Source organism: Bradyrhizobium sp. HKCCYLRH3061 (assembly GCF_051168015.1).
Taxonomy (GTDB): domain Bacteria; phylum Pseudomonadota; class Alphaproteobacteria; order Rhizobiales; family Xanthobacteraceae; genus Bradyrhizobium.
In genome coordinates this window covers 174,860-201,426 of the sequence record NZ_JBNPUE010000014.1, presented here as the reverse complement: position 1 = coordinate 201,426, position 26,567 = coordinate 174,860, and the positions used below count along the sequence as shown (strand labels likewise).

The window sequence follows — 26,567 nt, the reverse complement described above, 5'->3', positions numbered from 1 at the left end:
CTGAGTGGACGAATAGCGAGTCGCTCACCGCGAAAGGCTTGAGGGACTTTCCAGAGCCGTCCCTCGAAACTGACATAGGCCTTCGTGCTCGACACGGAACGGACGATCTCCCCCTCGTCGTAGTCCACCGTCGGAAGGCGATCCGGCATGGTGCGTTGGCTGGGCCGATAGCGGCTTGCCGGCACATTGAAGTCGAGAGCCTCATGGGGGCGGTCGAGATTGTAGACGGCTCGCCATTCGTCGAGTGCCCGCTGGACATCGGGAAGGTCCCTGTAACGCTTGAAGGCAAAGACCTCGGCCTTCAGGCTGCGGTGGAAGCGTTCGTTCTTGCCGCGGCTCTGGGGATGATAGGGCCGGCTATGGATCGTTCGAACGCCGAGCTTCAGCAGCCAGACCGTCAACGCGGTCCAGGGGTCTTCGAGAGTAAAGCCCCAGGGGCCACCGTTGTCGACGAACATCGCATCCGGCAGTCCATAGCGGCGGAACGTCGTCTCCAAATGTCCTTTGACCGTAGAGCCGCGCTCATTGTCGCAGGCCGCCAGGCACAAGGAAAAGCGCGAGTGATCGTCCAGCGCGGTGAGCGGATGACAAGACACACCGTTCTCCAGCGCACTGTGTCCCTTGAAGTCCATCTGCCACAGCTGATTGGGCGCATCCTTCTCGAACCGCGTGTAGGGCTGCCCGGGCGTGCCGCCAGGCTCCGTCACCCGATCGTAGCGGCGCAGGATGTTATGCACGGTGGAGATCGCCGGGACAGCTTGCCCATCGCGATCGAGACGATGCGCGAGCTTGCGCGCGCCCCAGGCCGGGTGAGCATCGCGCAACGCGACAATCTGCTGCTCAGTCGCAGCTGCGGTGCGCTCCGGACTTCGATGCGGCCGCCGCGACCGGTCCGCCAGCGTCGTATCGCCGGCGTCAGACCGCTCGATCCATTTGTAGCCGGTCTGGGGGCTGATGCCGAACCGCCGACACAGCTGCCGCCGGTTGGCTCCCTCCTGCTTGGCAAGCATCACAAACTCTCGTCGCTGGTCCATGACAGACACCTCTCGCCACGGCATCGCTCGCCCCTTTGCTTGACGAATCGAGCCAATTTTGAGGTGTCAACCATGTCTCCGAACACCTGTCAGCCATGTCCCCGGGCTGAACACTGCGCTCGCAATGACGCCAGGCGCACAGTCCCGATCCACACTGCCATACAAAATGCCGCATCAGATGAGCTCGTGATGAGATGAGCATTCGCGGTCTCGCGACGCCTGCCGCGCCCGAGTGATGCCCAGAAGTCCCGCCCTCTCCAGATGGAGGGCGCGAGGAAGGCCGGACCTCGGCTGAGGCCCGTGGCCCGCCTGCAGAAAAAAAGCAGGCGGCAGTCACCACAGGTACAGCCGGACAGACCCGGCCTTCCCCGCGCGATGGTTTTAACGGGCTATAGCGCGCTCTTCCTGGTGCACCGGGCTTTCTGGCCACCATGTCGCGACGACGCGCTCTCGCGCATCGCGCTGGATACTAGCATCGGAGTATCAGAACCACACGCCTTCACCGTCCGCGAGCCTGACGTTCGTCCGTGCTATCAGCACGCCGCCCGCCCGCGTCCACCGCATCCCGCTGCAAACGTCCGTGACGACCGCGAACCGTCCCCTACCGTGCAACGGGATGCGCGGACCATAATGCTGATTTGGGGAAGCCGCCAAGCGATTTATGTTTTTCGGAATCCATTGACACCACGGCTTCGGATCGAGGTGAGTTGCCCGACGGGCGCATCGGATCGCCGCACCCAACCGCCGCATCCTTGACTTCTGAGCGCGCTCCGGCCAGTGCTACCACTGCCGCTCGCCGCGACCGGGACCACGTCTTTCAGCTCGGTCTGCGAAGGGATTGGTAACGCTTTGCATAGTTCATTGTTTTCATCATATCCGTTTGGAGACGCCCCATGAAATCGCTCGTCGCTCCTCTGTTCACCGCGGCCGTTCTGCTGTCCCCTGCTCCGGCCTCCGCCGTCGTGCTCGATCTCTCGACCATGAGCTGCAAGCAGTTCGTCGAAAGCGGCGACGACACCATCAAGATGGTGCTGATCTGGCTGGACGGCTGGTACAAGGGCGACCAGGACGAAGCGCTGTTCGACACCGAGGAGTTCGTCGCCAACGCCAAGAAGTTCGGCACCTATTGCGCCGAGCATCCCTCGGTCAGCATTGTGACGGCCGCGGAGAAGATTCTCGGCAAGTAACAGGCCATCGACGAATTGCTGAAGCAGGCGGCGTAGGGCGGGTTAGCGACAGCGTAATCCGCCGTCTCGCCGCTCCTCGAACGGCGGATGACGCTGCGCTTATGCCCCTGCTCCGTCGGGACGGCTCATACGCCCAACCAGATCAGCCCGCCCGGCAACTCGTCCGCCGTAAAGTCGACCTGCAGCACGCGACGATGTCCGGGCTGCACGGACGGCTCCGACGCGTGCAGGATCGGTGTCGCATACAGCCAGATGTCGCCCGCGTGGCCGGACAAGGCCGCGATAAGTCCGCGCGACGCCGACGCATCGAGCGACGCCGGCAAATGCACCGCACCGGCGTCAGCAAAGCGGGACTTCTGGAGAGAGGAGAACTCGACGGTCATACGCGCGTGAGATTAGAGCGCACCCAAGGCGTTTGGCAATCGCCGTTCGGCGACAGCGCAGCGGGGCACGGACACAATCAGACGCAACTCGTCGCGCCAGCTCCGCGCTCTCGTTGCGTTGAAGAAGCAAACCGCGCGGCTCGCGCGGTTGGTCCCTCTTCACGCGAGAGTCCCATGTCGATCAGCTCCGTCAGTTCTCCTCTCTCCACGGTCTCGGCCCAGGCCACCACCGCCCCATCGTCCACCACAGCAACTTCGTCGACGACCGCCACGGCCTCGTCGTCGGCCACGAGCCCGGCCGACGGCGCATCGCAAAGTTCCTCCCGCAGCGGTGGCTCGTCTTCGAGCAAGGCAGTGGTCAGCGAGGTGTCGATCACGCTCGATGGCGTCACCACGACAACCATCACCTATTCCGACGGATCGACCGAGGTGACCAAGACCGCAGCCGCATCGGACAGCAGCAGCAAGGGCGCGGAGGGTTACAATGCGCAAGGCTACAATGCACAAGGCGCTTCCGGAAACGGCACGAGCGGCGGCACCGGCACGTCAAGCCAGAGCATGACGGTGTGAGCCGTCGTGCATCCGCGATGGCCTGACTAACAGTTCCCGCGCGGAACCGTGGCGTATCGGCAGTCGGCCGTGACACTGCGGTGACGCCGCCAAGCAACACTGCGCGTCAGACTTCGCGATCGGGCGATTGTTAATTTGCGCCGCCGGCACGATTCACTGCTGTTAGCAAACAAGGCAATCAGGGGGGATGTCGATGTTGCGGGGCGTGATGGCTGGGGGGCTGCTGATCCTGGCGATGGGATCGGAGCTTCAGGCGGCGGGCGAGTCAGGTGCGGAGACGCGGATGTCGTGCTCAGATGTCCGTTACTACGTCGAGAAGTACACGGCCGAGGTCGCCGAGATGTATGCGCGCAGCCGCGGCGCCACCGACGCGCAGATCAACCGTGCCCGGCGCTGCCTGACGCCGGTGCATGCCCGGCGCGCGGAGCGGTGGCGGACGTCCGCAGAATAAGTCGAGCCGCTGCGGCAAGCGATCGCAGCGTTGGTTACTCCGTCATGCCCGGGCTTGTCCCGAGCATCCACGCGGTTCTCAGCGCGCGGTATGACGTGGATGGCCGGGACAAGCCCGGCCATGACGACGTGGAGGGAGACGAGCACATAGCTGCGATGTTCGACGCGAGCCTTGCCTCCAGGGAGGTCGGCCGCTGCGTAGAAAATAGGGCGGGTTAGCCGAAGGCGTAACCCGCCATCGATGTTGGGAAAGTGGCGGATCACGCTTCGCTGATCCGCCCTACACACGATGCTCACGCCTGCTCGATCGCGGCAGGCATCTTGGCGACGGACATCAGCGAGCGGGCGACCTGGTTGAGGAGCTGATCGGCGTTCTCCTCCTCGGCCAGCGACTTCGACAGCAGGGCGACGACGGCGCTGTGGCGGAGCTGCTGGGCGAGATTGCGGGCGGTGGTGTAGCCGGACATCTCGTAATGCTCGACGCGCTGGGCGGCGCCGATCAGCGCCAGATCGGCGGCGGCATCCTCCTTGTCCTCGCCTTGCGCGATGATCTCCTGGCCTTCCTCGACCAGGCCCATCATGCCCTTGCAGGGTTTTGCCCGCGGCGTCTTGCCGAGCAGCTCGAAGCATTCGTTGATGCGCTCGATCTGCGCCTCGGTCTCGGCCAGGTGCTGCTCGAACAGTTCGCGGAGCTGATCGAAGCGCGCGGCCTCCGCCATCTTCGGCAGCGCCTTGGTGAGCTGCTTCTCGGCGTGGAGGATGTCGCGCAGCTCCTCGATCAGGAGATCGCCGAGGCCGGCCTCGTCGGCCGGCGGCGAGCTCTCGGTGACGATCGCATTGGCCGCGCCGTTCTCGGCCTGGATCGCCGGCGATTCCGTGAACACCCAGTCGCCGCCCTCGTTCCAGGGACCGCGGGTGTCGATCTCGCCGTGGTCGCCGGTGCCGGTGGAATCGTTGAAGAACTGATCGACCAGGCCCGGCGTCGGCGCGATGCGGCCGATGCTGAAGGCCGGCTTGTTCATGCTCTCCAACGCCAGCGCGAACGCCTTCATGTGGGTGATCTCGCGCGTCATCAGGAACTGCAGCGCGTCCTTGGTGCCGGCATCGTCGGTGAAATTGATCAGCCGCTCGTAGACGATCTTGGCGCGGGCTTCGGCGGCGATGTTGCTGCGCAGGTCGACGTCGAGCTCGCCGGTGATCTTGAGATAGTCCGCGGTCCAGGCACTGCCCTGCGAGTTGAACAGGTTGACGCCGCCACCGCCGGCGATCGCGATCAGCGGATCGGCCTCGGCCGCCTCGCGGTCGAACTTGGCGGGCTTGAGATGCATGCGGGCGAGCGTGCCGACGACCTCGAGATGGCTCAGCTCCTCGGTGCCGATGTCCATCAACAGGTCCTTGCGATCGGGGTCCTCGCAATTGAGGCCCTGGATCGAGTACTGCATGGCGGCGGCGAGCTCGCCATTGGCGCCGCCGAACTGCTCCAGCAGCATGTTGCCGAAGCGCGGATCGGGCTCGTCGACACGGACGGTGAACATCAGCTTCTTGACGTGGTGATACATGGAAGGCCTCGGACGTTTGCGGGGACGGCAAGCAAGGTCCGAACGGCCGGGCATCACGGTTGTTCCTTACCTCCGACTGATGGCCTTGCGCGTTCCTGCCGGCCGCGCGGCCCGGCAGACCGGCCACGGCACGAAGGGTCGGGGGGCCGCGTCAAACCAGCTCCCCCGCCGGCCAGGTCCATATGCACGCCGAAACGCACTTCACACCTGGGTTGCCGGCGTCATCGGCGCTTCGCGCGTTCGTGCCAGGGATCCGCAAGAGGAACCTGCCGGGGGTCAGCGCATGCGCCGCCGGGCGCCGGCTACTGCGCGACATCCTGTTGGCAGCTGAACGATGGCCTCTTGCTAAGGTTTTCCCTGCTCGCCTAAGCTGTTCCGCTGGAGAGTGACATGTTGATGCGAACACCGGCCAGGGAGAAGCCAGGTCTCGGCGAGCGAGTCCGCCGGGTCATCGAGCGACTCCGCGACCACGCATCGTCGTTTACGCTATCATCGCCCGCGAATGGGGCGACAGTGCGGAAGCCCTCCTACGTCGTCGAAGAGGAGCCTGACGACAGCAACATGGATGTCGCGCTGGCGGCGCTGATCGACCAGATCGAACGTCCCGCGCGGACGCCGCCGCCGCGATTTCCAGGTCTGGCACGCATCACCTCATCGCGTCAGGCGCCGCACATCCCGGTCTACGAGCGGCCGCCTTATTTCGACGTCGCGCCACGCCCCGTCGAGGTCGAGCCGCGGCGGATGCCCTATGATGAGCCAGCCGAGCGGATCGTGCCGGAGGACGAGCTGTCGGAGCTGCGCAAGGATCTGATGAGCGCGATCTCGGCGCGACTCGGATCGCCGGAGGATCATCTGGCGACGATCAGGAACCTGCTGAGGTCGGTGAAGTAGGATGTGGGGCCGCAGCAACATCGGCAAGACGGTCGAGGAGCTGACCGATCATCTGCGGCTGGTCGATCACGTGCGCGCGCTGCAGGACGGCCAGAAGGAGATCGCCGAGGCGATCCGGGCGGTGAACCAGCGCCTGACCTCGATCGAGGCCGAGTTCAGGGTGCTCAAGGCCGAGACCCAGCGCGACGCACTGCGCGAAGTGCAGCACGCCGTGCAGGGCGTTCAGGGCTCGGTCCATGACGAACTGACGCGCATGGCGACGCGGCTGGTGGTGCTGGAGCAGGCCCTGCGGCGCGAGGCCGTGCGGCAGCAGGCTCCGGCCGCTGCCTCGCGCGCAGCGCCCGTCCCCCGGTCCGACGGCGCCAAATAGGCGGCAGAGGCGGATCGATCGCGTGCGGCCGGTCGCGCCACGACGGGGCAGCCCGACGCCCGCGGGCCCTGCGGCGCGCCCAAACGCCGCGAGGCGCGTTGAGACATTGTTAACCCGGCGGCGCGAGCCTCACGGCGGACCTCACGCACGAGGCCAAAGGCGACGACAGTCCCGTCGCAGGGTGCGGACGTCAGCACCGGATCCGCAGCCCGCATCGGCCTCACATCCGAGCGAGGCGAGCCATGCCCATCAATGCCATCGGCTCCGTCACCACGACGTCAGCAGCCCCGGCGGCGACCGCCCTGGCGCGAACGGGATCGCGCTCCGCGGTCAGCACGGCCGGCGTCCCGACGGCGAGCAGGATCGTGATCAGCAAGGTCTCGATCACGGTCGCCGGCGAGATCATCACCACGACCACCTATTCGGACGGCACAACCGGGGTGACGGTCTCCACAGCGCCGCCGAGCACGGGGCTGCAGACCTATACCGCCCGGGGAACGCTCAGCGGCGGCCGCATCGCCGCGTGAGACGGTGCGCTTGGCGTCGCCGTCGGCCCTCAGCGCAGCCTGGCCGCGCGGCTCGCGATGTCGATGACAACGCTGCCGGTCTTGGCGTAACCCTGCGGCACCGAGCCCTCGCCCGCCGCGGGCTCGCGCATGTCTTCCGCATCCTTCGGCTTCGGAAAGCCTTTGCCACAGGCTGTCTCGATCGTCTCGCGGTCGGCGTAGCTCACGTCCGCAACGACCGTTCCGGGGCTCGGCCCGGCCGCGAGCTTCGACAGATCGAAATATTTGAGCTGCTCCGAACAGGTAACGATGTTGGTCAGGTAGGCTCCCGTCGTGTCCTCGGCCTGCAGCAGAAAATCATAGGACATCTCGATGGGCCCGCCGCTGGCATTGGCGAAGCCGACGCGCGCCACGCCCGTCTCGACCACCCCCTGCCCCATATGCCCGGTCAGGCAGACGAGCACGTCCTGCGCTTCGTCCCTGGTGGTGGAGATGACGCATTCATCCACCTGCATGCCCGGCTGGAAGCCGCGAAATTTGTAGGCGCCGCCGACCTGCTCGAACACGACCGCGCCGCCGAAATCGGTCGCGTGCGGCTCGCAGCCGCTGCCATAGCTCACGAGCAGCAGCGGATTGCTGGAGGCCAGGAAACGTCCCTGCTGCCGCTCCGGCTTCAGGGTGACGTCACAGCGGCGCCCCTCGGAGTCGGGATAGTATCTGGCGCGCTTGCAGGTGGTGCCCGCGATCGCGCCGGGCGCGCAGAACAGCGACAGCAGCGCGCGGTCGGTGGCGGCAGCCTCAGCGATCCCCGGGAGGACCTGACAGAGCAGCGGCAGCAACAGCAGTACTGAAAAGAGCTTGGTCATCGAATGCCTTGCAAAGGATCGCAGTTCTGCGCGGGACGATAGCGGACGCCGATGCTGTTGCAAACCAGTCGTAAACCACGGCGAGAATCATGGCGAGCCCTCGCCTGCGGTCGCGCTCGCATTCCCTCCGCGACCAATGACCGCTTCAGCCCTTGGCGCGACCAGCGGATGATGTAGGCTGCGGCGAGATGCAGAACTGGACAAATGGCCGGCGGCAACGCAGCGGCCGGCGCACACGCATGAGGGGCCCATGACCGACCATCTGATCGTCACCGACGAGGGCGAGACGCGGACGATCAAGCTCAGGCGCCCGGAGAAGAAGAACGCGATCACGCAGGCCATGTATCTCGGCATGAGCGATGCCATCGACACCGCGCAGAACAACCCGCTGGTGCGATGCATCATCATCACCGGCGGCTCCGGCGTGTTCACGGCCGGCAATGATCTGGAGGATTTCCTGCATGCCGGCAATGCCGGCAGCGACGCCGCGCGCACGTCGGCGGCGACCAAGTTCCTGTATTCGCTGGCGCATAACGTCAAGCCGATCATCGCCGCAGTCGACGGCGTCGCGATCGGCATCGGCACGACGATGCTGTTCCATTGCGACTACGTGCTGGCGTCGACCACGGCGACGTTCTCGACGCCCTTCATCCATCTCGGCCTGGTGCCGGAGGGCGCCTCGAGCCTGCTGATGCCGCAGACCATGGGCTATCAGCGCGCGTTCGCGATGCTGGTCATGGGGCGCACCATGACCGCGGAGGATGCGCAGATCGCGGGCTTCGTCAATACGGTGGTGGCGCCGGGCCATACCGAGGTCGAGGCGCACAAGGTGGCGCGCGACATCTGCCGGCTGCCGGCCGAGGCGGTCGCGATCGGGCGCAGACTGATCCGCACCGCGCCGGACGAGCTGACCCGCCGCATCGACCAGGAGGCCTATCTGTTCGCCGAGCGCATGACCTCCGAGGAGGCGGTCGGCGCGTTCAAGGCGTTCCTGTCGCGCAAGAAGAAGAAATGAGCGGAGCCGCGGCGGGCGCGCATGGCGCAGTTTGATGTCATCGTGATCGGCTGCGGCGCCGTCGGCAGCGCCGCATTGCTGCATCTCGCCAAGGCGGGCAAGCGCGTGCTCGGCATCGACCGCTTCCAGCCGCCGCACAGATTCGGCTCGACCCATGGGGAGACCCGCATCACCCGCGCGGCGATCGGCGAAGGCGTCGACTACACGCCGCTGGCGCAGCGCTCGCACGTGCTGTGGCGGGAGCTGGAGCGCGAGACCGGCGCACGGCTGTTCGAACAATGCGGCTGCCTGTTCATCCCGAGCCAGGATGGCGGCGAGGTCCACGGCGTCAGCAGCGCGCAGTTCTTCGCCAACATCGAAACCGCGGCGCGGCTGCACGGCGTCGACGGCGAGACGCTGTCGTCAGAGCAGTTGCGCGCCGCCTTTCCGGCGTTTGCCACCGCGGCGAACGACCGCGCCTTCCTCGATCGCGAGGGCGGCTATCTCATGGTCGAGGACTGCGTGCGCGCCGAGCTTGCGGTGGCCGCGCGCCATGGCGCGGAGCTCGTGACCGGCCGGCGCGTGGCGGCGTTTCGCCGTGCCGCGGGCGCCCTCGTCGTGACCCTGGACGACGGCGCGACGGCCTCGGCGGACACATTGATCGTCACCACCGGGCCGTGGATCACCGAGCTGATCGCGCCGCTGCGCCGCCGCGTCAATGTCACCCGCCAGGTGCTGTACTGGTTCGAGGTGCTGTCCCATCCGGAGCGCTTCGGTCCGGATGCGCCGGTCTTCATCTGGGACGTCACCGGCCGCGACCGCGCGGCCTCCGACATCTACGGCTTTCCGTGGCTGGGCTCGCCTGACAATGGCGTCAAGATCGCCAACGAAGTGCTGACCGGCGAGACCGATCCGGACGACGTCGCGCGCGAGGTCACGCCGGACGAAATCGCCGCGACCTATGAGACCTATGTCCGCCCCTTCGTGCCGGATCTCGGCCCGCGCTGCCTGCGCAGCGAGGTCTGCCTCTATACCAACGCGCCGGGCGGCCGCTTTATCATCGACCGCGATCCCGGCGATGCGGACGTGATCTACGCCTCGGCCTGCTCCGGCCATGGCTTCAAGCATTCGCCGGCGGTCGGCGAGGCGCTCGCCGCGATGGCCCGGGGCGAGACACCGAGGGTCGATCTCTCCGGCTTCACGCTGGACCGGCTGGCCGCCGCCGATCCGGCCTGACTACTTGCCGGACTGCAGCGCCGCCGTCTGCTTGGCCAGCCCCTCGTTGAACTGCGTCTCCAGCTTGTCGAGATAGGCATTGAACTCGCCCGGCTTGACGAACGGGTTGGCCGCGCCTTCCGCGATCTTCGCCCGCTTGCCGGCCATGTCGTACATCTCCGGATGGGGCGCCAGCAGGATGTCGGGATGCGCCGTCTTGGCCCAGGCGAAGGTCTTCTTGTAGTCGTCGACGATGCCCGGATAGGTGGGACGGCCGACCAGCCGGTTCAACGCCACGGTGGCGCTGCAGAAGAAGATCAGGCTGCGGGTGGCGTCGCCGTCCTTCACGTCGGTCGTCCAGCTGGTGCAGCCCGGCGAATGGCCCGGCGTCTCGTGCGCCGTCAACGTCACGCCGCCGAGCGTGACGGTGTCGCCCTCGCGCACGGCGCGGTCGACCTTGACCGGCGGGAAGCCGAGATAGCGCTCCTCCTCGCGGCCCGGATAGAAGCCGCCTTCGAGCAGCGGCACGTCCTTGGCGCCCGCCACCATCTGCGCCCCGGTCTCCTGCTTGATCTGCGCCAGCCCGCCGGTGTGGTCGATATGGGCGTGGGTGTTGAGGATGTATTTGATGTCGGCGACCTTGAAGCCGAGCTTGCCGATGCTGGCCTCGATCTGCGCGGTCGATTCCGGCATCACGGTATCGATCAGGATATGGCCCTGCGGTGTCGTGATCAGGTAGGAGGCGAGCCCGTTGGTGCCGACGTAGTAGACGTTGTCGATCACCTTGAACGGCTCGGTCGGCTTATTCCACGCCGCGACCATCTGCTTCATCAGGTCCGGCAGCGATTGCGCTGCAGCGGAGCCGGCGGCCAGCGACAATGTCGCCGCGAGCAGCATCATTCTTTTCATTCCGGCCTCCCGATGTATTGTTGTTATGCAATCTTTTTATGTCATTGCGACCGCGGCGGGGCAATCGCGCTTCGTCCGTCGGACCTGCACCACACGTGACCCTGCCATGAGCCGTCTGTCCCGCTTTGCGCTTGCCTGCCTGCTGACCGGCGCCGCCGTTGCAAGCATCGCCGGCCCGCCCGCCTCGGCCGAGGACGAGCCGGTGGCGTTGCGCATCCTCGCCATCAACGACTTCCACGGCAATCTGAAGCCGCCCTCCTCCGGCATCCGCGTCGCCGATCCCGCCGACCCGACCAAGACCACCGTGGTTCCAGCCGGCGGCGCCGAGCACATGGCGAGCCTCGTCAAGCTGCTCGCCGACGGCCAGCCCAACACGATCTTCGTCGCCGCCGGCGACCTGATCGGCGCGAGCCCGTTCCTGTCGGCGATGTTCCACGACGAGCCGACCATCGAATCGATGTCGCAGATGGGGCTCGCGCTGTCGGCGGTCGGCAACCACGAGTTCGACGAGGGCAAGGCCGAGCTGCTGCGGATGCAGAACGGCGGCTGTCATCCGACCGACGGCTGCCGCGGGCCGCAGCCGTTCACCGGCGCCAAATTCCATTATCTCGCGGCGTCGACGTTCCTCGCCGGCACCGACAAGACGGTGTTTCCGCCCTACGAGATCCGCACCTTCGAGGACATCCCGGTCGCCTTCATCGGGCTGACGTTGAAAGGGACTGCGGGCATCATCTCGCCGGCGAGCGCGGCCGGCCTCGACTTCCGCAACGAGGCCGAGAGCGTCAACGCGCTGATCCCGGAATTGAAGGCCAAGGGCGTGCAGGCGATCGTCGTGCTGATCCACGAGGGCGGCTGGCCGTCCGGCGGCATGAACGAATGTCCCGGGCTGTCGGGGCCGATCGTCGACATCGTCAAGGACCTCGACAGCGCGGTCGACATCGTGATCTCCGGCCACACCCACCAGGCCTATGTCTGCACCATCGACAAGCGGCTCGTCACCTCGGGCGACAAGTTCGGCACGCTGGTGACCGCGATCGACGTCAAGCTCGACCGCACCACGCGCGACGTGATCAGCGCCACCGCGACGAACATCGTCGTCGACACCAGCCTGCCGAAGGATCCGGCGCAGACCGCGCTGATCGACGCCTATGAGAAGCTCGCCGCGCCCTACGCCAACCGGCCCGCCGGCGTGCTCAGCGCAACGCTGTCGCGGATGCCCGATGCGTCCGGCGAGAGCGTGCTGGGCGACGTCGTCGCCGATGCCCAGCTCGCGGCGACGCGGGCGGCCGACAAGGGCGCCGCGGTGATCGCGATGACCAATCCCGGCGGCATCCGCACCGATCTCGTCCGCCGCGACGACGGCGCCGTGACCTATGCCGACGTGTTCGCGAGCCAGCCGTTTCGCAACCAGCTGATGACGGTCACCCTGACCGGCGCCGAGATCAAGGCCGCGCTGGAGCAGCAATGGCTCGACCCGGCGCGGCCGCGCATCCTGCAGGTCTCCAGCGGCTTCTCCTATGCCTTCGATGCCAAACAATCCGCCGGCGCGCGGATCGATGCCGGAAGCATGATGCTCGACGGCAAGGCCATCGACCTCGCCGCATCCTACCGGGTCACCATCAACAACTACCTCGCGCTCGGCGGCGACGGCTTCACCGCGTTCAAGAGCGGCCGCGATCCGATCACCGGCCCCTATGACGACGAGGCGCTGTTCGCCTATCTCAAGGCCAACGGCCCGCTGGCGCCTCCGCCGCGCGGCCGCATCGTCAACAAGGCCTGGTGACGCCCCGCACGCTGGGCGGAAAGCCGGTCATATCGCCCGCGGGGCTCTTTCCGAGGCTGCGTTCAGCGCATAGATTGGGCACTCCCGCAACGCGCGAGTGGCAGAGCCCTGATGTCGACGCTGTATCTCTCTCATGAAGCCTGCCTCGATCACGCCACTCCGTCCGGCCACCCCGAGCGCGCCGACCGGCTGCGCGCGGTCGAGGAGGCCCTGACCGAGGAGCGCTTCGCCCTGCTCGATCGCGACGAAGCCCCGGAGGCGGACATCGAGCTCGCCCTGCTCTGCCACAACGAGCACTACGTCACCGAGCTGCGCCATATGGCCCCGACCTCGGGGATCATCTATCTCGACGGCGATACCTCGATGTCGCCGGGCACCTGGGAAGCGGTGATGCGCGGCGTCGGCGGCGCGGTCGCGGCGACCGAGTCGGTGATGTCCGGCCGCCACCGCAACGCCTTCGTCGCGGTGCGCCCGCCCGGGCACCATGCCGAGATCGCCAAGCCGATGGGCTTCTGCTTCTTCGACAATGTCGCGATCGCCGCGCGCTACGCCCAGCGCACCTTCGGCATCGCGCGCGCCGCCATCGTCGATTTCGACGTCCACCATGGCAACGGCACCCAGGACATCTTCTGGGCCGACAAGAGCGTGATGTACTGCTCGACCCACCAGATGCCGCTGTTCCCGGGCACCGGCGCCCGCGGCGAGCGCGGCGAGCACGACACCATCGTCAACGCGCCGCTGGCCTCCGAGGACGGCAGCCTCGAGTTCCGCTCCGCCTTCGAGAACCTGATCCTGCCGCAGCTCACTAAGTTCAGCCCGGAGCTCGTGATCATCTCGGCCGGCTTCGACGCCCACTATCGCGATCCGCTGGCGTCGCTCAACCTGCGGGCCGAGGATTTCGGCTGGGTCACCCGCAAGCTGATGGATCTGGCTGACAAGACCGCCGGCGGCCGCGTCGTCTCGGTCCTGGAGGGCGGCTATGACCTTCAGGGGCTTAAGGAATCCGTCGCGGCCCACGTCGCGGCGCTGACCGGGGCGTAATCCCCAGGTTCCGGCCGATCCACCCCGGCAGGGCCTGACAGGGCCGCGAGCGGGGTGTAAAAGCACGGCCCCGGAGTTGAGTGAGCTGCAGGGAACCCGCATGGCGGACAACACCGTAACCGACGTCAAGAAGCTGTCGTTCGAGCGCGCGATCGAGGAGCTGGAAACGATCGTGAAGCGGCTCGAGGACGGCAAGGTGCCGCTCGAGGAGTCGGTGACGATCTATGAGCGCGGCGAGGCGCTGAAGCGGCGCTGCGAGGAACTGCTGCGCCAGGCCGAGGCCCGGGTCGAGAAGATCACGACCGACGCCAGCGGCCATGCGGCGGGAACCGTACCGCTCGACGTGCAATAGCGGCTAGCGGCGGGCCTCTCCGGGCAACAGTCCGGATTTATTTCGCTGCCGTCCGGCGCGACTTTCACGCGCGGTCGGAGCGCCTCTCAATCGTGCAATTCGGCCGCACATCGGAGCAGCTGCATTGTCGACGGGCTTGGCCGCCAAGTGCCCCCTGGCGAAGTCTCTGCCCCGCGTTCACCGATCGAGAGCCGCCGCTACGTGCTTCGTTTACCATGCGACACGATTGGATCCTGGCAGTTCGACCATGGCGTCCCCGATCCCATGAGCGCGCCGGTCCACGGCTGCAAGCGTCCGGGCCCGATCATGACAACGTGCTGCGCTCATAGGCCTTCCGCGTCCGCTTCGTGACGGCCCACGAAAGGCCGCACGCCGGCGACTTCTTCATGATCGTCCGCGGACCGATCCCCTTACGCGAACGCATGGCTCACCGCGCCGCGGCGCGCGCAATCGCCGCATCGGCGGATTCTGTGCCGCGGGAAAAAGCCTGGACCGAGCTCGCGTCCCCGGTCTATTGCGGAGCGCTGGCTGCCGTCGATTTGAGCAGCGCACTGGAACCTCCGGCACGCCGCCGCGGTTGAGACGTGGCGCAAAGGTACCGTTTGCGGGCTTGCCAACGCCCGCCGGGTTGGCTTTAAGACGCACTTTGGTGTAAAGCTTCTCGCAACTGCGGGTTTTTGGAAGTGTCCATCCTCTCCAGAGAGAGGAATCTAAGCGCTTGCAAGAGCTAGCAAAACTCACTTGGCTGAACGACTTGGCGATCTTGGGCGACTAACGAGGACGGCAAGGCCACCAAGAGTGACTTACATCACATAGATCGATCCCAAACCCGGCTAGTCTTCGGACTGCGGCTTCGATCCGCGCGGATGTGACCTTCAAGACCTCAGGTTTCGCCGCCCGTTACGATGAACCTCTCAGATGTCGGCCCTTGAACCCGACCTGCAAAATTGGAATGTCACCGTGACCACATTTAGTAAGACGCCGCTTCTCGACACCATCAAGACCCCGGAAGATCTGCGCCGGCTGAAGGTCGAGCAGGTCCGGCAGGTCGCCGACGAATTGCGCCAGGAGACCATCGACGCGGTCTCGGTGACCGGCGGCCATTTCGGCGCGGGTCTCGGCGTGGTCGAGCTGACCACGGCCATCCATTACGTATTCGACACCCCGCGCGACCGCCTGATCTGGGACGTCGGCCACCAGGCCTATCCGCACAAGATCCTGACCGGACGCCGCGACCGCATCCGCACCTTGCGCACCGGCGGCGGCCTGTCCGGGTTCACCAAGCGCGCCGAGAGCGACTACGATCCGTTTGGCGCTGCGCACTCGTCGACCTCGATTTCCGCCGGCCTCGGCATGGCCGTGGCGCGCGACCTGTCGGGCGGCAAGAACAACGTGATCGCCGTGATCGGCGACGGTGCGATGTCCGCCGGCATGGCCTATGAGGCGATGAACAATGCCGGCGCGATGAACTCCCGCCTGATCGTGATCCTCAACGACAACGACATGTCGATCGCGCCGCCGGTCGGCGCGATGTCGGCCTATCTGTCCCGCCTCTACTCGGGCAAGACCTACCGTACCCTGCGCGATGCCGCCAAGCAGCTCGGCCAGCATCTGCCCAAGGTGATTGCCAACCGCGCCAGCCGCGTCGAGGAATATTCGCGCGGCTTCATGATGGACGGCGGCACGCTGTTCGAGGAGCTCGGCTTCTACTACGTCGGCCCGATCGACGGCCACAACCTCGACCATCTGCTCCCCGTGCTGAAGAACGTCCGCGACATGGAGACCGGCCCGATCCTGGTCCACGTCGTGACCCAGAAGGGCAAGGGCTACTCGCCCGCGGAAGCGGCGGCCGACAAATATCACGCGGTGGCCAAGTTCGACATCGCCACCGGCACCCAGGCCAAGGCCAAGCCGAACGCGCCGGCCTATCAGAACGTGTTTGGCCAGAGCCTGGTCAAGGAAGCCGAGAAGGACGACAAGATCGTCGGCATCACGGCCGCGATGCCCTCGGGCACCGGCATCGACATCTTCGCCAAGGCGTTCCCGAAGCGCACCTTCGACGTCGGCATCGCCGAGCAGCATGCGGTGACCTTCGCCGCCGGCCTCGCGGCGGAAGGCTACAAGCCGTTCTGCGCGATCTACTCGACCTTCCTGCAGCGCGGCTACGACCAGATCGTCCACGACGTCTGCATCCAGAGCCTGCCGGTGCGCTTCGCGATCGACCGCGCCGGCCTGGTCGGCGCCGACGGCGCCACCCATGCCGGCTCGTTCGACAACGCCTATCTCGGCTGCCTGCCGAACATGGTGATCATGGCGGCCTCCGACGAGGCCGAGCTGGTACACATGGTGGCGACCCAGGTCGCGATCAACGACCGGCCGAGCTCGGTGCGCTATCCGCGCGGCGAAGGCCGCGGCGTGGAAATGCCCGAGGTTGGCGTTCCCTTGCCGATCGGCAAGGGCCGCATGATCCGCCAGGGCAAGCAGGTCGCTCTGCTCTCGTTCGGCACCCGGTTGGCCGAGTGCGAGAAGGCGGCCGACGAGCTCGCCGCCCATGGCCTGTCCGCCTCGATCGCCGATGCGCGCTTCATGAAGCCGCTCGACGAGGAGCTGGTGATGAAGCTCGCCCGCGAGCACGACATCCTGATCACGATCGAGGAAGGCTCGATCGGCGGCTTCGGCTCGCACGTGATGCAGTATCTGTCCGACCAGGGCATGCTGGACGGCGGCCTGAAGATGCGTTCGATGGTGCTGCCCGACGAGTTCCAGGACCACGACACGCCGGCGGCGATGTACGCCCGCGCCGGGCTGGACGCCAAGGGCATCGTCCGCAAGGTGTTCGAGGCGCTCGGCAAGGACTACGCGACCGAGTCGGTCAAGCTCGCCTGAGGGCGGGCTTGCGTCCCGCAGTGGTGAGCCATGAAGATCTATCTGGCAGGTCCCGACGTGTTCCTGCCGGATGCCATTGAAATCGGCCGGCGGAAGGCCGCGATCTGCGACCGCCACGGCCTGATCGGCCTCTACCCCCTCGACAACAGCATCGACCTCGCCTCCTCCGACGCCTCGCGCCAGATCTTCCATGGCAACGAGGCGATGATGGACGACGCCGATGCCATCATCGCCAATCTCACGCCGTTCCGCGGCCCCGGCGCCGATGCCGGCACGGTCTATGAGTTCGGCTACATGGCCGGATCCGGCAAGCTGTGTCTCGGCTACTGCAACGACCCGGCCATCTACGCCGATCGAGCCCGGCGCTTCACGGCGGTGACGGAGCAGGACGGCCGCCTGGTCGATGGCGAAGGCCTGACGGTCGAGGATTTCGGCCTGCCCGACAATCTCATGATGATCCACGCGCTCGAGCTGCGCGGCCATCCACTGGTGCTGCCGCGCGAGCGGCCGGCGAATGTCTGGAACGATCTCTCGGCGTTCGAGCTGTGCGTGAAGCTAGCGGCGGAGCGGCTGGCCACGGTCTCGTAGGGTGGGCAAAGCGGCGCCGCCAGGTGCAGCGTGCCCACCGTCCATCCACGCTCTGCAATCGAGATGGTGGGCACGGCGCGTCAATTGCGATACGAGCTTGCGGAAACACCGGTGCACGCGCCTTTGCCCACCCTACGAGTCTCGCGTGGTGGCACGATCGATGACACGAACTCCCATGTCGTCCCTGCGAAAGCCGGGACCCATAACCACAGGACGGTGTGTTGGGCAGACACGTAGTTGCCATCTTCCTACAAACTACGTCCTGTGGTTATGGGTCCCGGGTCGGCGCACCGACGCGCGATGCGCGCCAGTGCTTGCCCGGGACGACACCGGAATGGTTGCGCGACCTCCACAACTCATGACCACTCCACAACTCATGACCATTCATCAAACCGCCCATGACCCCTGCCCGCAAACGCGCTGACATCCTCCTCGTCGAACGCGGCCTGTTCGAGAGCCGCGCGCGGGCGCAGGCGGCGATCGAGGCGGGGCTCGTGTTCGCCAACGACAAGCAGGTCGGCAAAGCCTCGGAGAGCATTCCCGCCGACGCCGTCCTGCAGGCCGAGCCGGCGCATCCCTGGGTGTCGCGTGGCGGCGTCAAGCTGGCGGCGGCGCTGGAGCATTACGGCATCGAGGTCGAGGACCATGTCTGCCTCGATGTCGGCGCCTCCACCGGCGGCTTCACCGAGGTGCTGCTGGCGAATGGCGCGGCGCTCGTGTTCGCGGTCGACGTCGGCCGCGACCAGTTGCACCCGTCATTGCGCAATCACCCGAAGATCATCTCGATGGAGCAGACCGACATCCGCAGCTACGACGGCAAGCGGCTGGCGCAGCGCCCCGACATCGTCGTGATCGACTGCAGCTTCATCTCGCTCAAGGCGGTGCTGCCGGCCGCGCTATCGCTCGCCGCCTCGCCGATGAGCCTGCTGGCGCTGATCAAGCCGCAATTCGAGGCGCAGGGAAAGCACGGCAAGGGCGGCATCATCAAGGATGCAGCCGTCCATCACGCCGTGTGCGATGACATCGCCGCCTTCGCCGCCTCGCTCGGCTGCAGCGAAATCGCGATCTTTCCGTCATCGATCAAGGGCGGCGACGGCAACGCCGAATTCTTCCTGGGAGCGCGCCGCCATGGTTGAACGTCTCGTCATCGACCAGGTCGGCCATCGCGGCGATGGCGTGTCGCTGTCATCGGGCGAGGCGCTGTACGTGCCCTACACGCTGGCCGGCGAGACCGTGGAGACGGCCGTCGTGCCCGGCCATCCCGATCGCCGCAAGCTGCTCGCGGTGGAGACGGCGAGTCCCGAGCGGATCGCGCCGTTCTGCGCGCATTTCGGCGTGTGCGGCGGCTGCGCCATCCAGCACTGGATGCCCGGGCCCTATCAGCAATGGAAGCGCAACATCATCGTCGAGACGCTACGGGCCGCCAAGGTCGACTGCGACGTGGCCGATCTGATCGATGCCCACGGCGCCGGCCGGCGCCGCGCCACCTTCCACGCCCGGATGGGCACGCACGACGTTCTCAGGGTCGGATTCTCGGCCGCGAACAGCCACGATATCGTGCCGATCGACCGCTGCCCGATCCTCGATCCTGCTCTGGACGGTGCGCTGGAAGCCGCATGGGCCCTGGCTGAGGCGCTGAAGCCGACCGGCAAGCCGCTCGACATCCAGGCGACCGCGACCAGCAACGGCCTCGACATCGACATCCGCGGCTCCGGCCCGCTGCCGCCGCCGCGCATCGCGGCCCTGTCCCGCCTCGCCGAACAGCACCGACTGGCGCGGCTGACGCGCCACGGCGAGCTGGTGCTGATGCGCAATGCGCCAGTTGTCACGATGGGCACGGCGCAGGTGACGCTGCCGCCCGGCTCGTTTCTGCAGGCCACCGTGCAAGGCGAGGAGACGCTGGCGCAGCTCGTGATGGAGCGGACCGGCAAGGCCAGGCACGTCGCCGACCTGTTCTGCGGCGTCGGCCCGTTCGCGCTGCGGCTCGCCACGCGGGCGCGCGTCACCGCCATGGACAATGATGCCGGCGCGATCGCGGCGCTGCAGAAGGCGGCCGGGACGCCCGGCCTCAAGCCGATCAAGGCCGAGGCGCGCGACCTGTTCCGCCGCCCGCTGATGCCGCCGGAATTGCGCGACATCGATGCCGTCGTGTTCGACCCGCCGCGCCAGGGCGCGCAGGCCCAGGCCAGGCAGCTCGCGGCCAGCAAGGCGCCGGTGATCGTCGCGGTGTCCTGCAACGTCACCACCTTCGCCCGCGACGTCCGCATGCTGATCGACGGCGGCTACAAGCTCGAGACGGTCGTCCCCGTCGACCAGTTCCGCCACACGCCGCATGTGGAGTTGGTGGCGCGGCTGGTGCGGTGAGGCGGTGATGCGGGATGCCTATTAGTTGAGCGCAGAGCTTGCTCGGCACGAACGGTGCGCAGCCTCTCCCGTTCTTACGGGGAGAGGGTTGGGGTGAGAGGCAGCCGTACGGGAAGTGTCAGCAGGGGCAAACGCACCGGGTGTGTGCGTGGATAGACCTGTCCCCCTCACCCGGATTGCATCTTCGATGCAATCCGACCTCTCAGCGCGAGCGAAGCTCGTCGCGGCCCCGCAAGCGGGGCGAGGTGCACTGCCGCCGCTGCGAGATCCCGGCCACTCAAGAAACACGAGAGGTCAAGCAGCGGCGCTGCCGTGTCTATGACTGCTACCGCACCACGCTGACCTTCACCGGGGCGACGCCGGTGTGGATCATGCCGAGCGCCTGGGCGGCGGAGTAGGACACATCCACCACCCGGCCCTGCACGAACGGTCCACGGTCGTTGACACGCACCACCACCGAGCGGCCGGTCTTGACGTTGGTGACCTGCAAACGGGTGCCGAACGGCAGGCTGCGATGGGCGGCCGTCAGCTCGGAGGGATCGAAGCGTTCGCCGCTCGCGGTCTTGCGGCCTTCCGAGTAGTAGCTGGCGAGGCCCGACGAGGTGGCGTGGGCTGGAGGCGGGCTGAGCTCGGCCTGCTGGACGCGCACCACCGACTCCGGCGCCGTCTCCGCACGCTGCACCTGCGGCTGGAATTCGGCGGCAGCTTGCTTCGTCGGCGCCGCCCAGCGCGCCTGCCGGACCGCCGACGATTGCGCGCAGGCGGCGAGCGAAGCCGCCGCCGCACACAGCAGCGCTGGCCTCAGAAGTTGGGATGCGAGCCCTGCACCCGGGCCATGGACGACTGACGAGGGACCTGCTGTCCGGTCGATGATACGCATGTTCTGTGCGCCTCCGCCTCAACCCGCTCATGGTCGCGGCCCAATCGCGGCGGCACAGTGGCAAAGAGAACTTTGGCGTCCTGCAACCCTTGGTTTTTACCCCATGTGTGGCTGAGAGGTCACAGATTCACCAGATCGGCACGGGCACGAAGTTTTCCACACGAGATCGGGGCACCGATGCTTGCACCCGACACGCGTCCGATGCCGGGCGCCGTGCACGCCTCCAGGCCATCGCTGTGAGGCGTCGTGCGCGGCGGCCGGCGCTGGCCGATCAGGCCGCTGGCGTGACCGCGGGCGGACCGACACAGCCGGGTCACCGCCCCCAGCGGTCCTGCCAGATCTTCTCGCCGATCGTGCAGGACACACGCGGCTCCTTGTCGGCACCGTCGGCGACCGGCACGATGCGCGGCGGCGGTGCCCGTCCGGCGACCTCCATCAGCAGCTTGGTGCGGATGGCTTCCTTGAACTCGTCGCGGCTCTTGATCGTGACGACGAACGAGCCGTGGCCGCCCGTGACGCAATCCTTGTAGTAGAGATCGAGGTTCTCGATATCCATGGTCGAGTAGGACGGCTCCTTGACCATGATCGGCAGGCCGTTGATCGTGATGCCCTTGTTGACGGCCTCGTCGCGCGCGATCGTCACCGGCGAGGGACCGTTGTTGTTGGGCCCGTCGCCGGAGATGTCGATGACGCGGCGCAGCCCGCGATAGGGGTTCTCATCGAACAACGGCATGGCGAAGTAGATCGCGCCCGAGATCGAGGTGCGCGACGCCCGGCGGATCGGCGTCTTCATGATCTCGGCGGCGACGGCGTCGGCACTTTCCGGTCCGTCGATCAGGCGCCATGGAATGATGATCTTCTGGTCGCTCGAGGCCGCCCATTCGAAATAGGTCACGGCGATGCGGCCGTGCACGCCGTTCTTCAGCGCCTGCAGGAACTCGCGCGAGCTGAGCGCCTGGGCGTAGCCTTCGCGCTGGATCGCCAGCTCGTCCAGATCCATCGAGTAGGACACGTCGACGGCGAGGATGAGCTCAACGTCGACGGAGGCTTCCTTCTCGCTCAGTTGCTGCGCCGGCTGGGTCCTCGGCGCGGCCACGACGCTGGCGACGTCGCCGCCAGCCAAGGCGCCCGCCAGACACGCCACCCCGATCGAGATCCACCAGCGCATGAGCTGCCCTCCAATCGCGTCTGAGATGGTGACATGCAATCCGCAGAGCGCAAAGCGGGAACGCACACATCCATTCACATTCCGGTTAGTCCCCTGGATTGCCCGGATGTCAGGCAGCCGCGTGCGCCCATCGCGCAAGGCATGCAGCCCGTGGTTTCCCGGAGCGTTCGAAGCCTGTATCGTGGCGTGACTGCCGCATCAGGAACACAGGCGCGCCCTTCAAATGAACGATGCCGTCACCAAGCCCAAGACGAAGGTACGCACCAAGACCGAGCGTCCGCGGCTCTACAAGGTGATCCTCGTCAACGACGATTTCACGCCGCGCGATTTCGTGGTGATGATCCTGAAGGCGGAATTCCGCATGACCGAGGACCAGGCCTACAAGGTCATGATCACGGCCCATAAGCTCGGCGTCTGCGTGGTGGCGGTGTTCACAAAGGACGTCGCCGAGACCAAGGCGACGCGCGCGACCGATGCCGGCCGCGCCAAGGGATATCCGCTGCTGTTCACCACCGAGCCGGAGACCTGAGCCGGCGAACTAATTCCCTTCCTCGCGCAGCCCGAACACGCGTTGCGCGGTCGCGAGGCCAGCGATCGGAAATTCGCCGAGATCGGTCCAGAGATCGGTCAGCGGCTCGGGACAGGCGCCGGCAAAGGCCTCGGACGCGACCACCGTGCGCTTCAGCTGCGCGGCCATCTTCTCCAGCCTTGCGGCGAGATTGACGGCGGGGCCGATGCAGGTGAAGTCGAGCCGGTTGCCGCCGCCGATATTGCCATAGAGCAACCGTCCGACATGCAGCGCCACGCCGAAACGAAACCGCTCCCCGATGTCGCCGACCGCATATTCCAGCGCGTCGACGCGGGCGCGCGACGCCCGCGCCGCCGTGAGCACGCGGCCGCAGACCTCGCTCGGATCGCCGCCCTGCGCGCGAATGGGGAACACCGCGAGCAGGCCGTCGCCCATGAACTTGAGCACCTCGCCGCCCTGCTCGCGGATCGGATCCACCTGGCAGTCGAAGTACTGGTTGAGGATGTCGACGACGTTCTCGGCCGGCAGCCGGTCCGACAGCGGCGTGAAGCCGCGCAGATCCGACAACCAGATCGCCGCATCGAGCGTATCGGTGTGGCCGCGGCGGATCTGGCCGCCGAGGATGCGCTCGCCGGCGCTGTTGCCGACATAGGTGTCGAGCAGCATCGAGGCGGTCCGGCGCAGCGTGACGATCTCGGTGTAGCGTGCGAGCGCAGGCATCAGCGACCGGATCGCGTTCAGCTGCGCGTCGGTGAAGCCTCCTGGAGATTTGGTGGTCCAGCTCGAGGCATGGACCGCGCGATCGATGAAGGTCATCGGCAAGGCGAGATAGTCGGTCACGCCCTCGGCGCGCAGATCCATCAGGATCGGAAAACGCTCCGCCTGCGGATGGCGAGGATCGGCCCTGAACTCCCTGCCATGCTCGAACACGAGCGCGAGCGGACTGTCCGTGTAGGCCGGGGTGCTCTCGAAACCGAAATCGACCGTGCCCATCTCGACCTCGGCGCCCTGGCGCCAGATGAAGCTGCGGCCGGCGATATCGGGATGAAGGGTGCGGACGAACACGCCGACGCGCCACAACGGGATGCCGAGCCCGACCAGGCGCTCGCAGCATTCGGACATCATCTGGCTCGGCGTCGCCGCGGAGCGCGCACCATCGACCAGCCAGTCCTTGATGTCCCGCAGCTTGGAAGTGTCCATGGGCTGAGATTAAGCGACGGACGTGACAACAGTAAACAGGTACTCCGTGCGCGACCAACCGACCTGGCCGCGATGGCGCAGCAGATGATCGGCGAGCACGCAGGCCATCATCGCCCCTCTCACCGGCACGGCGCGGATGCCGACGCAGCGGTCGTAACGGCCCTTGTCGAGGCGCGCCGTGACAGCTCCCGGGGACAGCGAGGACGCACGTGGCGTGGCGGCAATTTTAGCCATTTGCGAGAAAAGCCGTTCAGCTCCGCGCGATATCCTGAGACGATGAGAGAGACCCTTCGCAGCGTATCCTCCACCACTGTTCCTCAGACCTCGTTCGGACCGTTGCGGCTGCTGCCGGCGCTGCCATGGCTCATCCTCGCCGCGGCAATGCGGGTGATCGCGTTTGCCGGCGGACCGGCCAGCCTGCCCGCTCTGGTCGTGGCCGCGGTCGCCGTGCTGCACGCCTTCATCGTCACGGCGCAGCGCTGTATCGAGGCAAGCGGCGGCCAGACGAACCTCGGCGAGCTGAGCGTCACCGACCAGCTTCGATTGTCCCTGGCCGTGCTATGGCGGATCGCCTTGCTGGTGATCGCGGCTGCGCTAGCCCTGGTGTTCACGCCCTATGCGGGACAGAGCCCCCATCTGATGGCCGGACTGGATGGCATGGCCTTCGACCAGTTCACGCATCTCGGCCGGTTCTGGAGCGCATTCATCGCAGCGCTGGTGCTGCTGATGATCCTGCAGGCCGAGCGCAACAATGGCCGGACCGCGTTCTTCCCCGCACTCGGTGAGTTCGCTCGGCGCGGGCTATGGCTCGGGACCGCCGTGCTGGTGCTGGGCCTGGTCAACATCGGACTGGGCTACGGCCAGAATGCCGTCCGTGGCCTGATCTGGACGTTCGGGCAGACCGAGGCCAGTCAGTTCGCCAAGAACCTGGTGTTCTTCGTGTTCATCTTCTCGTTCGCGATGCTGCGGCTGTGGGTCACGCTCTCGATCGTGACCTTCGGGCTGAAGGCGTCGTATGTGTACGGCGAGAACGATTAACCTACCCCACTTGGCCGCGATGGCGCAGCAGGTGATCGGCGAGCACGCAAGCCATCATCGCCTCGCCGACGGGAACCGCGCGGATGCCGACGCAGGGGTCGTGACGGCCCTTGGTCAGGATCTCGGTCTCCTGGCCTGAGCGGTCGACGGTCTGGCGCGGGGTGAGGATCGACGAGGTCGGCTTGACCGCGAAGCGCAGCACGATCGGCTGTCCCGTGGCGATGCCGCCGAGAATGCCGCCGGCATTGTTGGAGAGGAAGCGCGTGCCGTCATTGGCCGAGCGCATCTCGTCGGCATTCTCCTCGCCGGTCAGCTCGGCCGCACCGAAGCCGGCGCCGATCTCGACGCCCTTCACGGCGTTGATGCTCATCATCGCCGCGGCGAGATCGGCATCGAGCTTGCCGTAGAGCGGCGCGCCAAGTCCCGCCGGCACGCCCTCGGCGACGATCTCGAGCACGGCGCCGATCGACGAGCCGGACTTCCTGATGCCGTCGAGATAGTCCTCGAAGAACGCCGCCTTGTCCTTGTCGGGGCAGAAGAAGGGATTGCGCGCGACCTCGTCCCAGTCCCAGTTGCCGCGGTCGATCTTGTGCGGCCCCATCTGCACCAGCGCGCCGCGCACCTTCACGTCGGGCAGGACCTTGCGCGCGATCGCGCCGGCCGCAACGCGCGTCGCGGTCTCGCGCGCGGAGGACCGGCCGCCGCCGCGATAGTCGCGCAGGCCGTATTTGGCCTCGTAGGTGAAGTCGGCATGGCCGGGACGAAACTTGTCCTTGATCTCGGAATAGTCCTTGGAGCGCTGATCGGTGTTCTCGATCAGGAGCGCGATCGGCGTGCCGGTGGTGACCTGCGCTCCCGTGTCTGGATCGGCCATCACGCCGGACAGGATCTTCACCTGGTCCGGCTCCTGGCGCTGGGTGGTGAAGCGCGACTGGCCGGGACGGCGGCGGTCGAGATCACGCTGGATCTCCTCCGCTTGCAGCGGGATCCGCGGCGGACAGCCGTCGACCACGCAGCCGATGGCCACGCCATGGCTCTCGCCGAAGGTGGTGACGCGGAACATGTGGCCGAAGGTGTTGAAGGACATGAGCTGATCACCCAATCGGAAAAACCGTCATTCCGGGACGGTCCGAAGGACCAGACCCGGACTCTCGAGATTCCGGTTTCGCCTCTCACGACGCGCCCCGGAATGACGGGGACAAACTAACTGTACTTCTCGAAGCCGTTCTCGCCGAACACATAGACCGCGCCCTGCTGGATCGGCAGGTCGACGGCGCCGTGCGGCGTCTCGAAGCCCAGCGCGACCATCAGCGCCCGCGCCGTGCCGCCATGGGCGACCGCCACGATATCGCCAGACAGCCCATCGTACCAGTCGCGCACGCGGCGCTCGACGTCGGCATAGGTCTCGCCGCCCTCGGGCGCCAGCGACCATTTGTCGGTCAGCCGCCGGGCATAGAAGGCGGGATCGGCCGCCTGCATTTCCGGCAGCGTCGCCCCTTCCCATTTGCCGTAGCCGATCTCGCGCAGCCGGGCATCGAGCGCATAGCCCTCGGCTGGCAGCCCCAGGGTCTCACGCACCAGCTCCATGGTCGCGCGGGCGCGGCTGAGCGGGCTCGCGACGTAGGGCAGGCGCGCCGCATCATGGCCGTTGCGCGCAGCGAGCTCGGCCAGGAGGTTGCCGGCCTGGACCGCCTGCACCCGCCCGAGCGCGTTCAGCGGAATGTCCTGCGTGCCCTGCAGCCGGCCGAGCGCATTCCATTCCGTCTCGCCGTGGCGGATGTAGTAGATCGTGGGCCGTGGCATC

At 66.8% G+C, this 26,567-nt stretch carries 29 protein-coding genes; 17 read left to right on the top strand and 12 right to left on the bottom strand.

From position 1 onward, the window contains the following. Positions 1-1,058, bottom strand: a 1,058-nt coding sequence (locus ACQR2C_RS22880; RefSeq protein ID WP_434880467.1) for an IS481 family transposase, incomplete at its 3' end; no start/stop codon positions are given. Positions 1,059-1,927: 869 nt separating this feature from the next. On the opposite strand from ACQR2C_RS22880, the gene ACQR2C_RS22875 reads away from it, so the two are divergent. Then, complete coding sequence (locus tag ACQR2C_RS22875) at positions 1,928-2,221, top strand: HdeA/HdeB family chaperone (protein ID WP_315802337.1); 294 nt, start codon at positions 1,928-1,930, stop codon at positions 2,219-2,221. Positions 2,222-2,346: 125 nt separating this feature from the next. Here the strand turns inward: ACQR2C_RS22875 and ACQR2C_RS22870 are convergent, their stop codons facing one another. Together ACQR2C_RS22870 and ACQR2C_RS22865 are read right to left on the bottom strand one after the other, a co-directional pair. After that, positions 2,347-2,604, bottom strand: a complete 258-nt coding sequence (locus ACQR2C_RS22870) for a hypothetical protein (RefSeq protein WP_316178382.1) — start codon at positions 2,602-2,604, stop codon at positions 2,347-2,349. Positions 2,605-2,681: 77 nt separating this feature from the next. Continuing rightward, positions 2,682-2,981: a hypothetical protein gene (locus ACQR2C_RS22865; RefSeq protein WP_316178380.1), complete on the bottom strand. Its 300-nt coding sequence runs from the start codon at positions 2,979-2,981 to the stop codon at positions 2,682-2,684. On the opposite strand from ACQR2C_RS22865, the gene ACQR2C_RS22860 reads away from it, so the two are divergent. Together ACQR2C_RS22860 and ACQR2C_RS22855 are read left to right on the top strand one after the other, a co-directional pair. Continuing rightward, positions 2,971-3,174: a hypothetical protein gene (locus tag ACQR2C_RS22860; RefSeq protein WP_315802334.1), complete on the top strand. Its 204-nt coding sequence runs from the start codon at positions 2,971-2,973 to the stop codon at positions 3,172-3,174. The two genes, ACQR2C_RS22865 and ACQR2C_RS22860, sit on opposite strands and share 11 nt — an antisense overlap. Before the next feature lie 235 nt (positions 3,175-3,409). After that, positions 3,410-3,625 (top strand): hypothetical protein, encoded by a 216-nt coding sequence (locus ACQR2C_RS22855; protein ID WP_316218460.1) that lies wholly within the window; start codon positions 3,410-3,412, stop codon positions 3,623-3,625. A 292-nt stretch (positions 3,626-3,917) separates the two neighbouring features. Here the strand turns inward: ACQR2C_RS22855 and ACQR2C_RS22850 are convergent, their stop codons facing one another. Then, complete coding sequence (locus ACQR2C_RS22850) at positions 3,918-5,183, bottom strand: DUF892 family protein (protein ID WP_315802333.1); 1,266 nt, start codon at positions 5,181-5,183, stop codon at positions 3,918-3,920. Between the two features lie 513 nt (positions 5,184-5,696). Here ACQR2C_RS22850 and ACQR2C_RS22845 point away from each other — a divergent pair. From ACQR2C_RS22845 to ACQR2C_RS22835, 3 genes are all read left to right on the top strand, one after another. After that, the gene (locus tag ACQR2C_RS22845; protein ID WP_315802332.1) at positions 5,697-6,074 is read left to right on the top strand and encodes a hypothetical protein; all 378 of its coding nucleotides are present in this window, start codon (positions 5,697-5,699) and stop codon (positions 6,072-6,074) included. 1 nt (position 6,075) lies between these two features. Further along, positions 6,076-6,444: a hypothetical protein gene (locus ACQR2C_RS22840; RefSeq protein WP_315802331.1), complete on the top strand. Its 369-nt coding sequence runs from the start codon at positions 6,076-6,078 to the stop codon at positions 6,442-6,444. A 242-nt stretch (positions 6,445-6,686) separates the two neighbouring features. Further along, positions 6,687-6,971 carry a hypothetical protein gene (locus tag ACQR2C_RS22835; protein ID WP_315802330.1) on the top strand — a complete coding sequence of 95 codons (285 nt, stop codon included), beginning with the start codon at positions 6,687-6,689 and terminating at the stop codon, positions 6,969-6,971. 29 nt (positions 6,972-7,000) lie between these two features. On the opposite strand, the gene ACQR2C_RS22830 is transcribed toward ACQR2C_RS22835, so the two are convergent. After that, positions 7,001-7,816 (bottom strand): hypothetical protein, encoded by an 816-nt coding sequence (locus tag ACQR2C_RS22830; RefSeq protein WP_434882169.1) that lies wholly within the window; start codon positions 7,814-7,816, stop codon positions 7,001-7,003. A gap of 250 nt (positions 7,817-8,066) precedes the next feature. Here ACQR2C_RS22830 and ACQR2C_RS22825 point away from each other — a divergent pair, with 250 nt between their 5' ends. Together ACQR2C_RS22825 and solA are read left to right on the top strand one after the other, a co-directional pair. After that, positions 8,067-8,831: a crotonase/enoyl-CoA hydratase family protein gene (locus ACQR2C_RS22825; RefSeq protein ID WP_315802328.1), complete on the top strand. Its 765-nt coding sequence runs from the start codon at positions 8,067-8,069 to the stop codon at positions 8,829-8,831. A 21-nt stretch (positions 8,832-8,852) separates the two neighbouring features. Further along, positions 8,853-10,046, top strand: coding sequence for an N-methyl-L-tryptophan oxidase (gene solA / locus ACQR2C_RS22820; RefSeq protein WP_434847618.1), 1,194 nt, complete (start codon positions 8,853-8,855; stop codon positions 10,044-10,046). Here the strand turns inward: solA and bla are convergent, their stop codons facing one another. Beyond that, a complete protein-coding gene (gene bla / locus ACQR2C_RS22815) occupies positions 10,047-10,934 on the bottom strand; it encodes a subclass B3 metallo-beta-lactamase (protein WP_316218409.1) in 888 nt (295 codons plus the stop codon). It abuts the gene before it with no gap. 106 nt (positions 10,935-11,040) lie between these two features. Between bla and ACQR2C_RS22810 the strand changes: the two genes are divergently transcribed. The 7 genes from ACQR2C_RS22810 (at position 11,041) to ACQR2C_RS22780 (ending at position 19,948) form a co-directional block, all read left to right on the top strand. Further along, on the top strand, positions 11,041-12,717 hold the full coding sequence (locus tag ACQR2C_RS22810; RefSeq protein WP_434882168.1) for a bifunctional metallophosphatase/5'-nucleotidase: 1,677 nt from the start codon (positions 11,041-11,043) through the stop codon (positions 12,715-12,717). A 111-nt stretch (positions 12,718-12,828) separates the two neighbouring features. Beyond that, positions 12,829-13,758, top strand: coding sequence for a histone deacetylase family protein (locus ACQR2C_RS22805; protein ID WP_315802324.1), 930 nt, complete (start codon positions 12,829-12,831; stop codon positions 13,756-13,758). A 100-nt stretch (positions 13,759-13,858) separates the two neighbouring features. Beyond that, on the top strand, positions 13,859-14,110 hold the full coding sequence (locus tag ACQR2C_RS22800; RefSeq protein ID WP_315802323.1) for an exodeoxyribonuclease VII small subunit: 252 nt from the start codon (positions 13,859-13,861) through the stop codon (positions 14,108-14,110). A gap of 960 nt (positions 14,111-15,070) precedes the next feature. Next, on the top strand, positions 15,071-16,996 hold the full coding sequence (gene dxs / locus ACQR2C_RS22795) for a 1-deoxy-D-xylulose-5-phosphate synthase (protein ID WP_315802322.1): 1,926 nt from the start codon (positions 15,071-15,073) through the stop codon (positions 16,994-16,996). 30 nt (positions 16,997-17,026) lie between these two features. Further along, positions 17,027-17,584, top strand: coding sequence for a nucleoside 2-deoxyribosyltransferase (locus tag ACQR2C_RS22790; protein WP_315802321.1), 558 nt, complete (start codon positions 17,027-17,029; stop codon positions 17,582-17,584). Positions 17,585-17,982: 398 nt separating this feature from the next. Further along, positions 17,983-18,720, top strand: a complete 738-nt coding sequence (locus ACQR2C_RS22785) for a TlyA family RNA methyltransferase (protein ID WP_434882167.1) — start codon at positions 17,983-17,985, stop codon at positions 18,718-18,720. Then, the gene (locus ACQR2C_RS22780) at positions 18,713-19,948 is read left to right on the top strand and encodes a class I SAM-dependent RNA methyltransferase (protein ID WP_434882166.1); all 1,236 of its coding nucleotides are present in this window, start codon (positions 18,713-18,715) and stop codon (positions 19,946-19,948) included. The genes ACQR2C_RS22785 and ACQR2C_RS22780 overlap by 8 nt, the downstream gene beginning before the upstream one ends. Before the next feature lie 325 nt (positions 19,949-20,273). Here ACQR2C_RS22780 and ACQR2C_RS22775 read toward each other — a convergent pair whose 3' ends face one another. Together ACQR2C_RS22775 and ACQR2C_RS22770 are read right to left on the bottom strand one after the other, a co-directional pair. Then, positions 20,274-20,828: a septal ring lytic transglycosylase RlpA family protein gene (locus tag ACQR2C_RS22775; protein WP_434882165.1), complete on the bottom strand. Its 555-nt coding sequence runs from the start codon at positions 20,826-20,828 to the stop codon at positions 20,274-20,276. Between the two features lie 313 nt (positions 20,829-21,141). Then, on the bottom strand, positions 21,142-21,996 hold the full coding sequence (locus ACQR2C_RS22770) for a DUF1194 domain-containing protein (RefSeq protein ID WP_434882164.1): 855 nt from the start codon (positions 21,994-21,996) through the stop codon (positions 21,142-21,144). Between the two features lie 223 nt (positions 21,997-22,219). Here ACQR2C_RS22770 and clpS point away from each other — a divergent pair, with 223 nt between their 5' ends. Further along, on the top strand, positions 22,220-22,525 hold the full coding sequence (clpS, locus tag ACQR2C_RS22765) for an ATP-dependent Clp protease adapter ClpS (RefSeq protein ID WP_035654766.1): 306 nt from the start codon (positions 22,220-22,222) through the stop codon (positions 22,523-22,525). A gap of 9 nt (positions 22,526-22,534) precedes the next feature. Here clpS and ACQR2C_RS22760 read toward each other — a convergent pair whose 3' ends face one another. Beyond that, positions 22,535-23,725 (bottom strand): adenylate/guanylate cyclase domain-containing protein, encoded by a 1,191-nt coding sequence (locus tag ACQR2C_RS22760; protein ID WP_434882163.1) that lies wholly within the window; start codon positions 23,723-23,725, stop codon positions 22,535-22,537. Between the two features lie 9 nt (positions 23,726-23,734). Next, positions 23,735-23,959 carry a hypothetical protein gene (locus tag ACQR2C_RS22755; RefSeq protein ID WP_434882162.1) on the bottom strand — a complete coding sequence of 75 codons (225 nt, stop codon included), beginning with the start codon at positions 23,957-23,959 and terminating at the stop codon, positions 23,735-23,737. Positions 23,960-24,001: 42 nt separating this feature from the next. Here ACQR2C_RS22755 and ACQR2C_RS22750 point away from each other — a divergent pair, with 42 nt between their 5' ends. Next, entirely contained in the window at positions 24,002-24,763 is a 762-nt protein-coding gene (locus tag ACQR2C_RS22750; RefSeq protein ID WP_434882161.1) for a hypothetical protein, read from the top strand. Between the two features lies 1 nt (position 24,764). Here ACQR2C_RS22750 and aroC read toward each other — a convergent pair whose 3' ends face one another. After that, positions 24,765-25,850 carry a chorismate synthase gene (gene aroC, locus ACQR2C_RS22745; RefSeq protein WP_316178359.1) on the bottom strand — a complete coding sequence of 362 codons (1,086 nt, stop codon included), beginning with the start codon at positions 25,848-25,850 and terminating at the stop codon, positions 24,765-24,767. 116 nt (positions 25,851-25,966) lie between these two features. Beyond that, the gene (locus tag ACQR2C_RS22740; RefSeq protein WP_315802313.1) at positions 25,967-26,566 is read right to left on the bottom strand and encodes a histidine phosphatase family protein; all 600 of its coding nucleotides are present in this window, start codon (positions 26,564-26,566) and stop codon (positions 25,967-25,969) included. Position 26,567: the final 1 nt, after the last annotated feature.

Bases quoted from the DNA above. Each gene is read 5' to 3' on its own strand.
- ACQR2C_RS22875 (WP_315802337.1), top strand. From the start codon at position 1,928: ATGAAATCGCTCGTCGCTCCTCTGTTCACCGCGGCCGTTCTGCTGTCC.
- ACQR2C_RS22870 (WP_316178382.1), bottom strand. From the start codon at position 2,604: ATGACCGTCGAGTTCTCCTCTCTCCAGAAGTCCCGCTTTGCTGACGCC.
- ACQR2C_RS22855 (WP_316218460.1), top strand. From the start codon at position 3,410: ATGGGATCGGAGCTTCAGGCGGCGGGCGAGTCAGGTGCGGAGACGCGG.
- ACQR2C_RS22850 (WP_315802333.1), bottom strand. From the start codon at position 5,183: ATGTATCACCACGTCAAGAAGCTGATGTTCACCGTCCGTGTCGACGAG.
- ACQR2C_RS22840 (WP_315802331.1), top strand. From the start codon at position 6,076: ATGTGGGGCCGCAGCAACATCGGCAAGACGGTCGAGGAGCTGACCGAT.
- ACQR2C_RS22835 (WP_315802330.1), top strand. From the start codon at position 6,687: ATGCCCATCAATGCCATCGGCTCCGTCACCACGACGTCAGCAGCCCCG.
- ACQR2C_RS22830 (WP_434882169.1), bottom strand. From the start codon at position 7,816: ATGACCAAGCTCTTTTCAGTACTGCTGTTGCTGCCGCTGCTCTGTCAG.
- ACQR2C_RS22825 (WP_315802328.1), top strand. From the start codon at position 8,067: ATGACCGACCATCTGATCGTCACCGACGAGGGCGAGACGCGGACGATC.
- solA (WP_434847618.1), top strand. From the start codon at position 8,853: ATGGCGCAGTTTGATGTCATCGTGATCGGCTGCGGCGCCGTCGGCAGC.
- bla (WP_316218409.1), bottom strand. From the start codon at position 10,934: ATGAAAAGAATGATGCTGCTCGCGGCGACATTGTCGCTGGCCGCCGGC.
- ACQR2C_RS22810 (WP_434882168.1), top strand. From the start codon at position 11,041: ATGAGCCGTCTGTCCCGCTTTGCGCTTGCCTGCCTGCTGACCGGCGCC.
- ACQR2C_RS22805 (WP_315802324.1), top strand. From the start codon at position 12,829: ATGTCGACGCTGTATCTCTCTCATGAAGCCTGCCTCGATCACGCCACT.
- ACQR2C_RS22800 (WP_315802323.1), top strand. From the start codon at position 13,859: ATGGCGGACAACACCGTAACCGACGTCAAGAAGCTGTCGTTCGAGCGC.
- ACQR2C_RS22790 (WP_315802321.1), top strand. From the start codon at position 17,027: ATGAAGATCTATCTGGCAGGTCCCGACGTGTTCCTGCCGGATGCCATT.
- ACQR2C_RS22785 (WP_434882167.1), top strand. From the start codon at position 17,983: ATGACCCCTGCCCGCAAACGCGCTGACATCCTCCTCGTCGAACGCGGC.
- ACQR2C_RS22780 (WP_434882166.1), top strand. From the start codon at position 18,713: ATGGTTGAACGTCTCGTCATCGACCAGGTCGGCCATCGCGGCGATGGC.
- ACQR2C_RS22775 (WP_434882165.1), bottom strand. From the start codon at position 20,828: ATGCGTATCATCGACCGGACAGCAGGTCCCTCGTCAGTCGTCCATGGC.
- ACQR2C_RS22770 (WP_434882164.1), bottom strand. From the start codon at position 21,996: ATGCGCTGGTGGATCTCGATCGGGGTGGCGTGTCTGGCGGGCGCCTTG.
- clpS (WP_035654766.1), top strand. From the start codon at position 22,220: ATGAACGATGCCGTCACCAAGCCCAAGACGAAGGTACGCACCAAGACC.
- ACQR2C_RS22760 (WP_434882163.1), bottom strand. From the start codon at position 23,725: ATGGACACTTCCAAGCTGCGGGACATCAAGGACTGGCTGGTCGATGGT.
- ACQR2C_RS22755 (WP_434882162.1), bottom strand. From the start codon at position 23,959: ATGGCTAAAATTGCCGCCACGCCACGTGCGTCCTCGCTGTCCCCGGGA.
- ACQR2C_RS22750 (WP_434882161.1), top strand. From the start codon at position 24,002: ATGAGAGAGACCCTTCGCAGCGTATCCTCCACCACTGTTCCTCAGACC.
- aroC (WP_316178359.1), bottom strand. From the start codon at position 25,850: ATGTCCTTCAACACCTTCGGCCACATGTTCCGCGTCACCACCTTCGGC.
- ACQR2C_RS22740 (WP_315802313.1), bottom strand. From the start codon at position 26,566: ATGCCACGGCCCACGATCTACTACATCCGCCACGGCGAGACGGAATGG.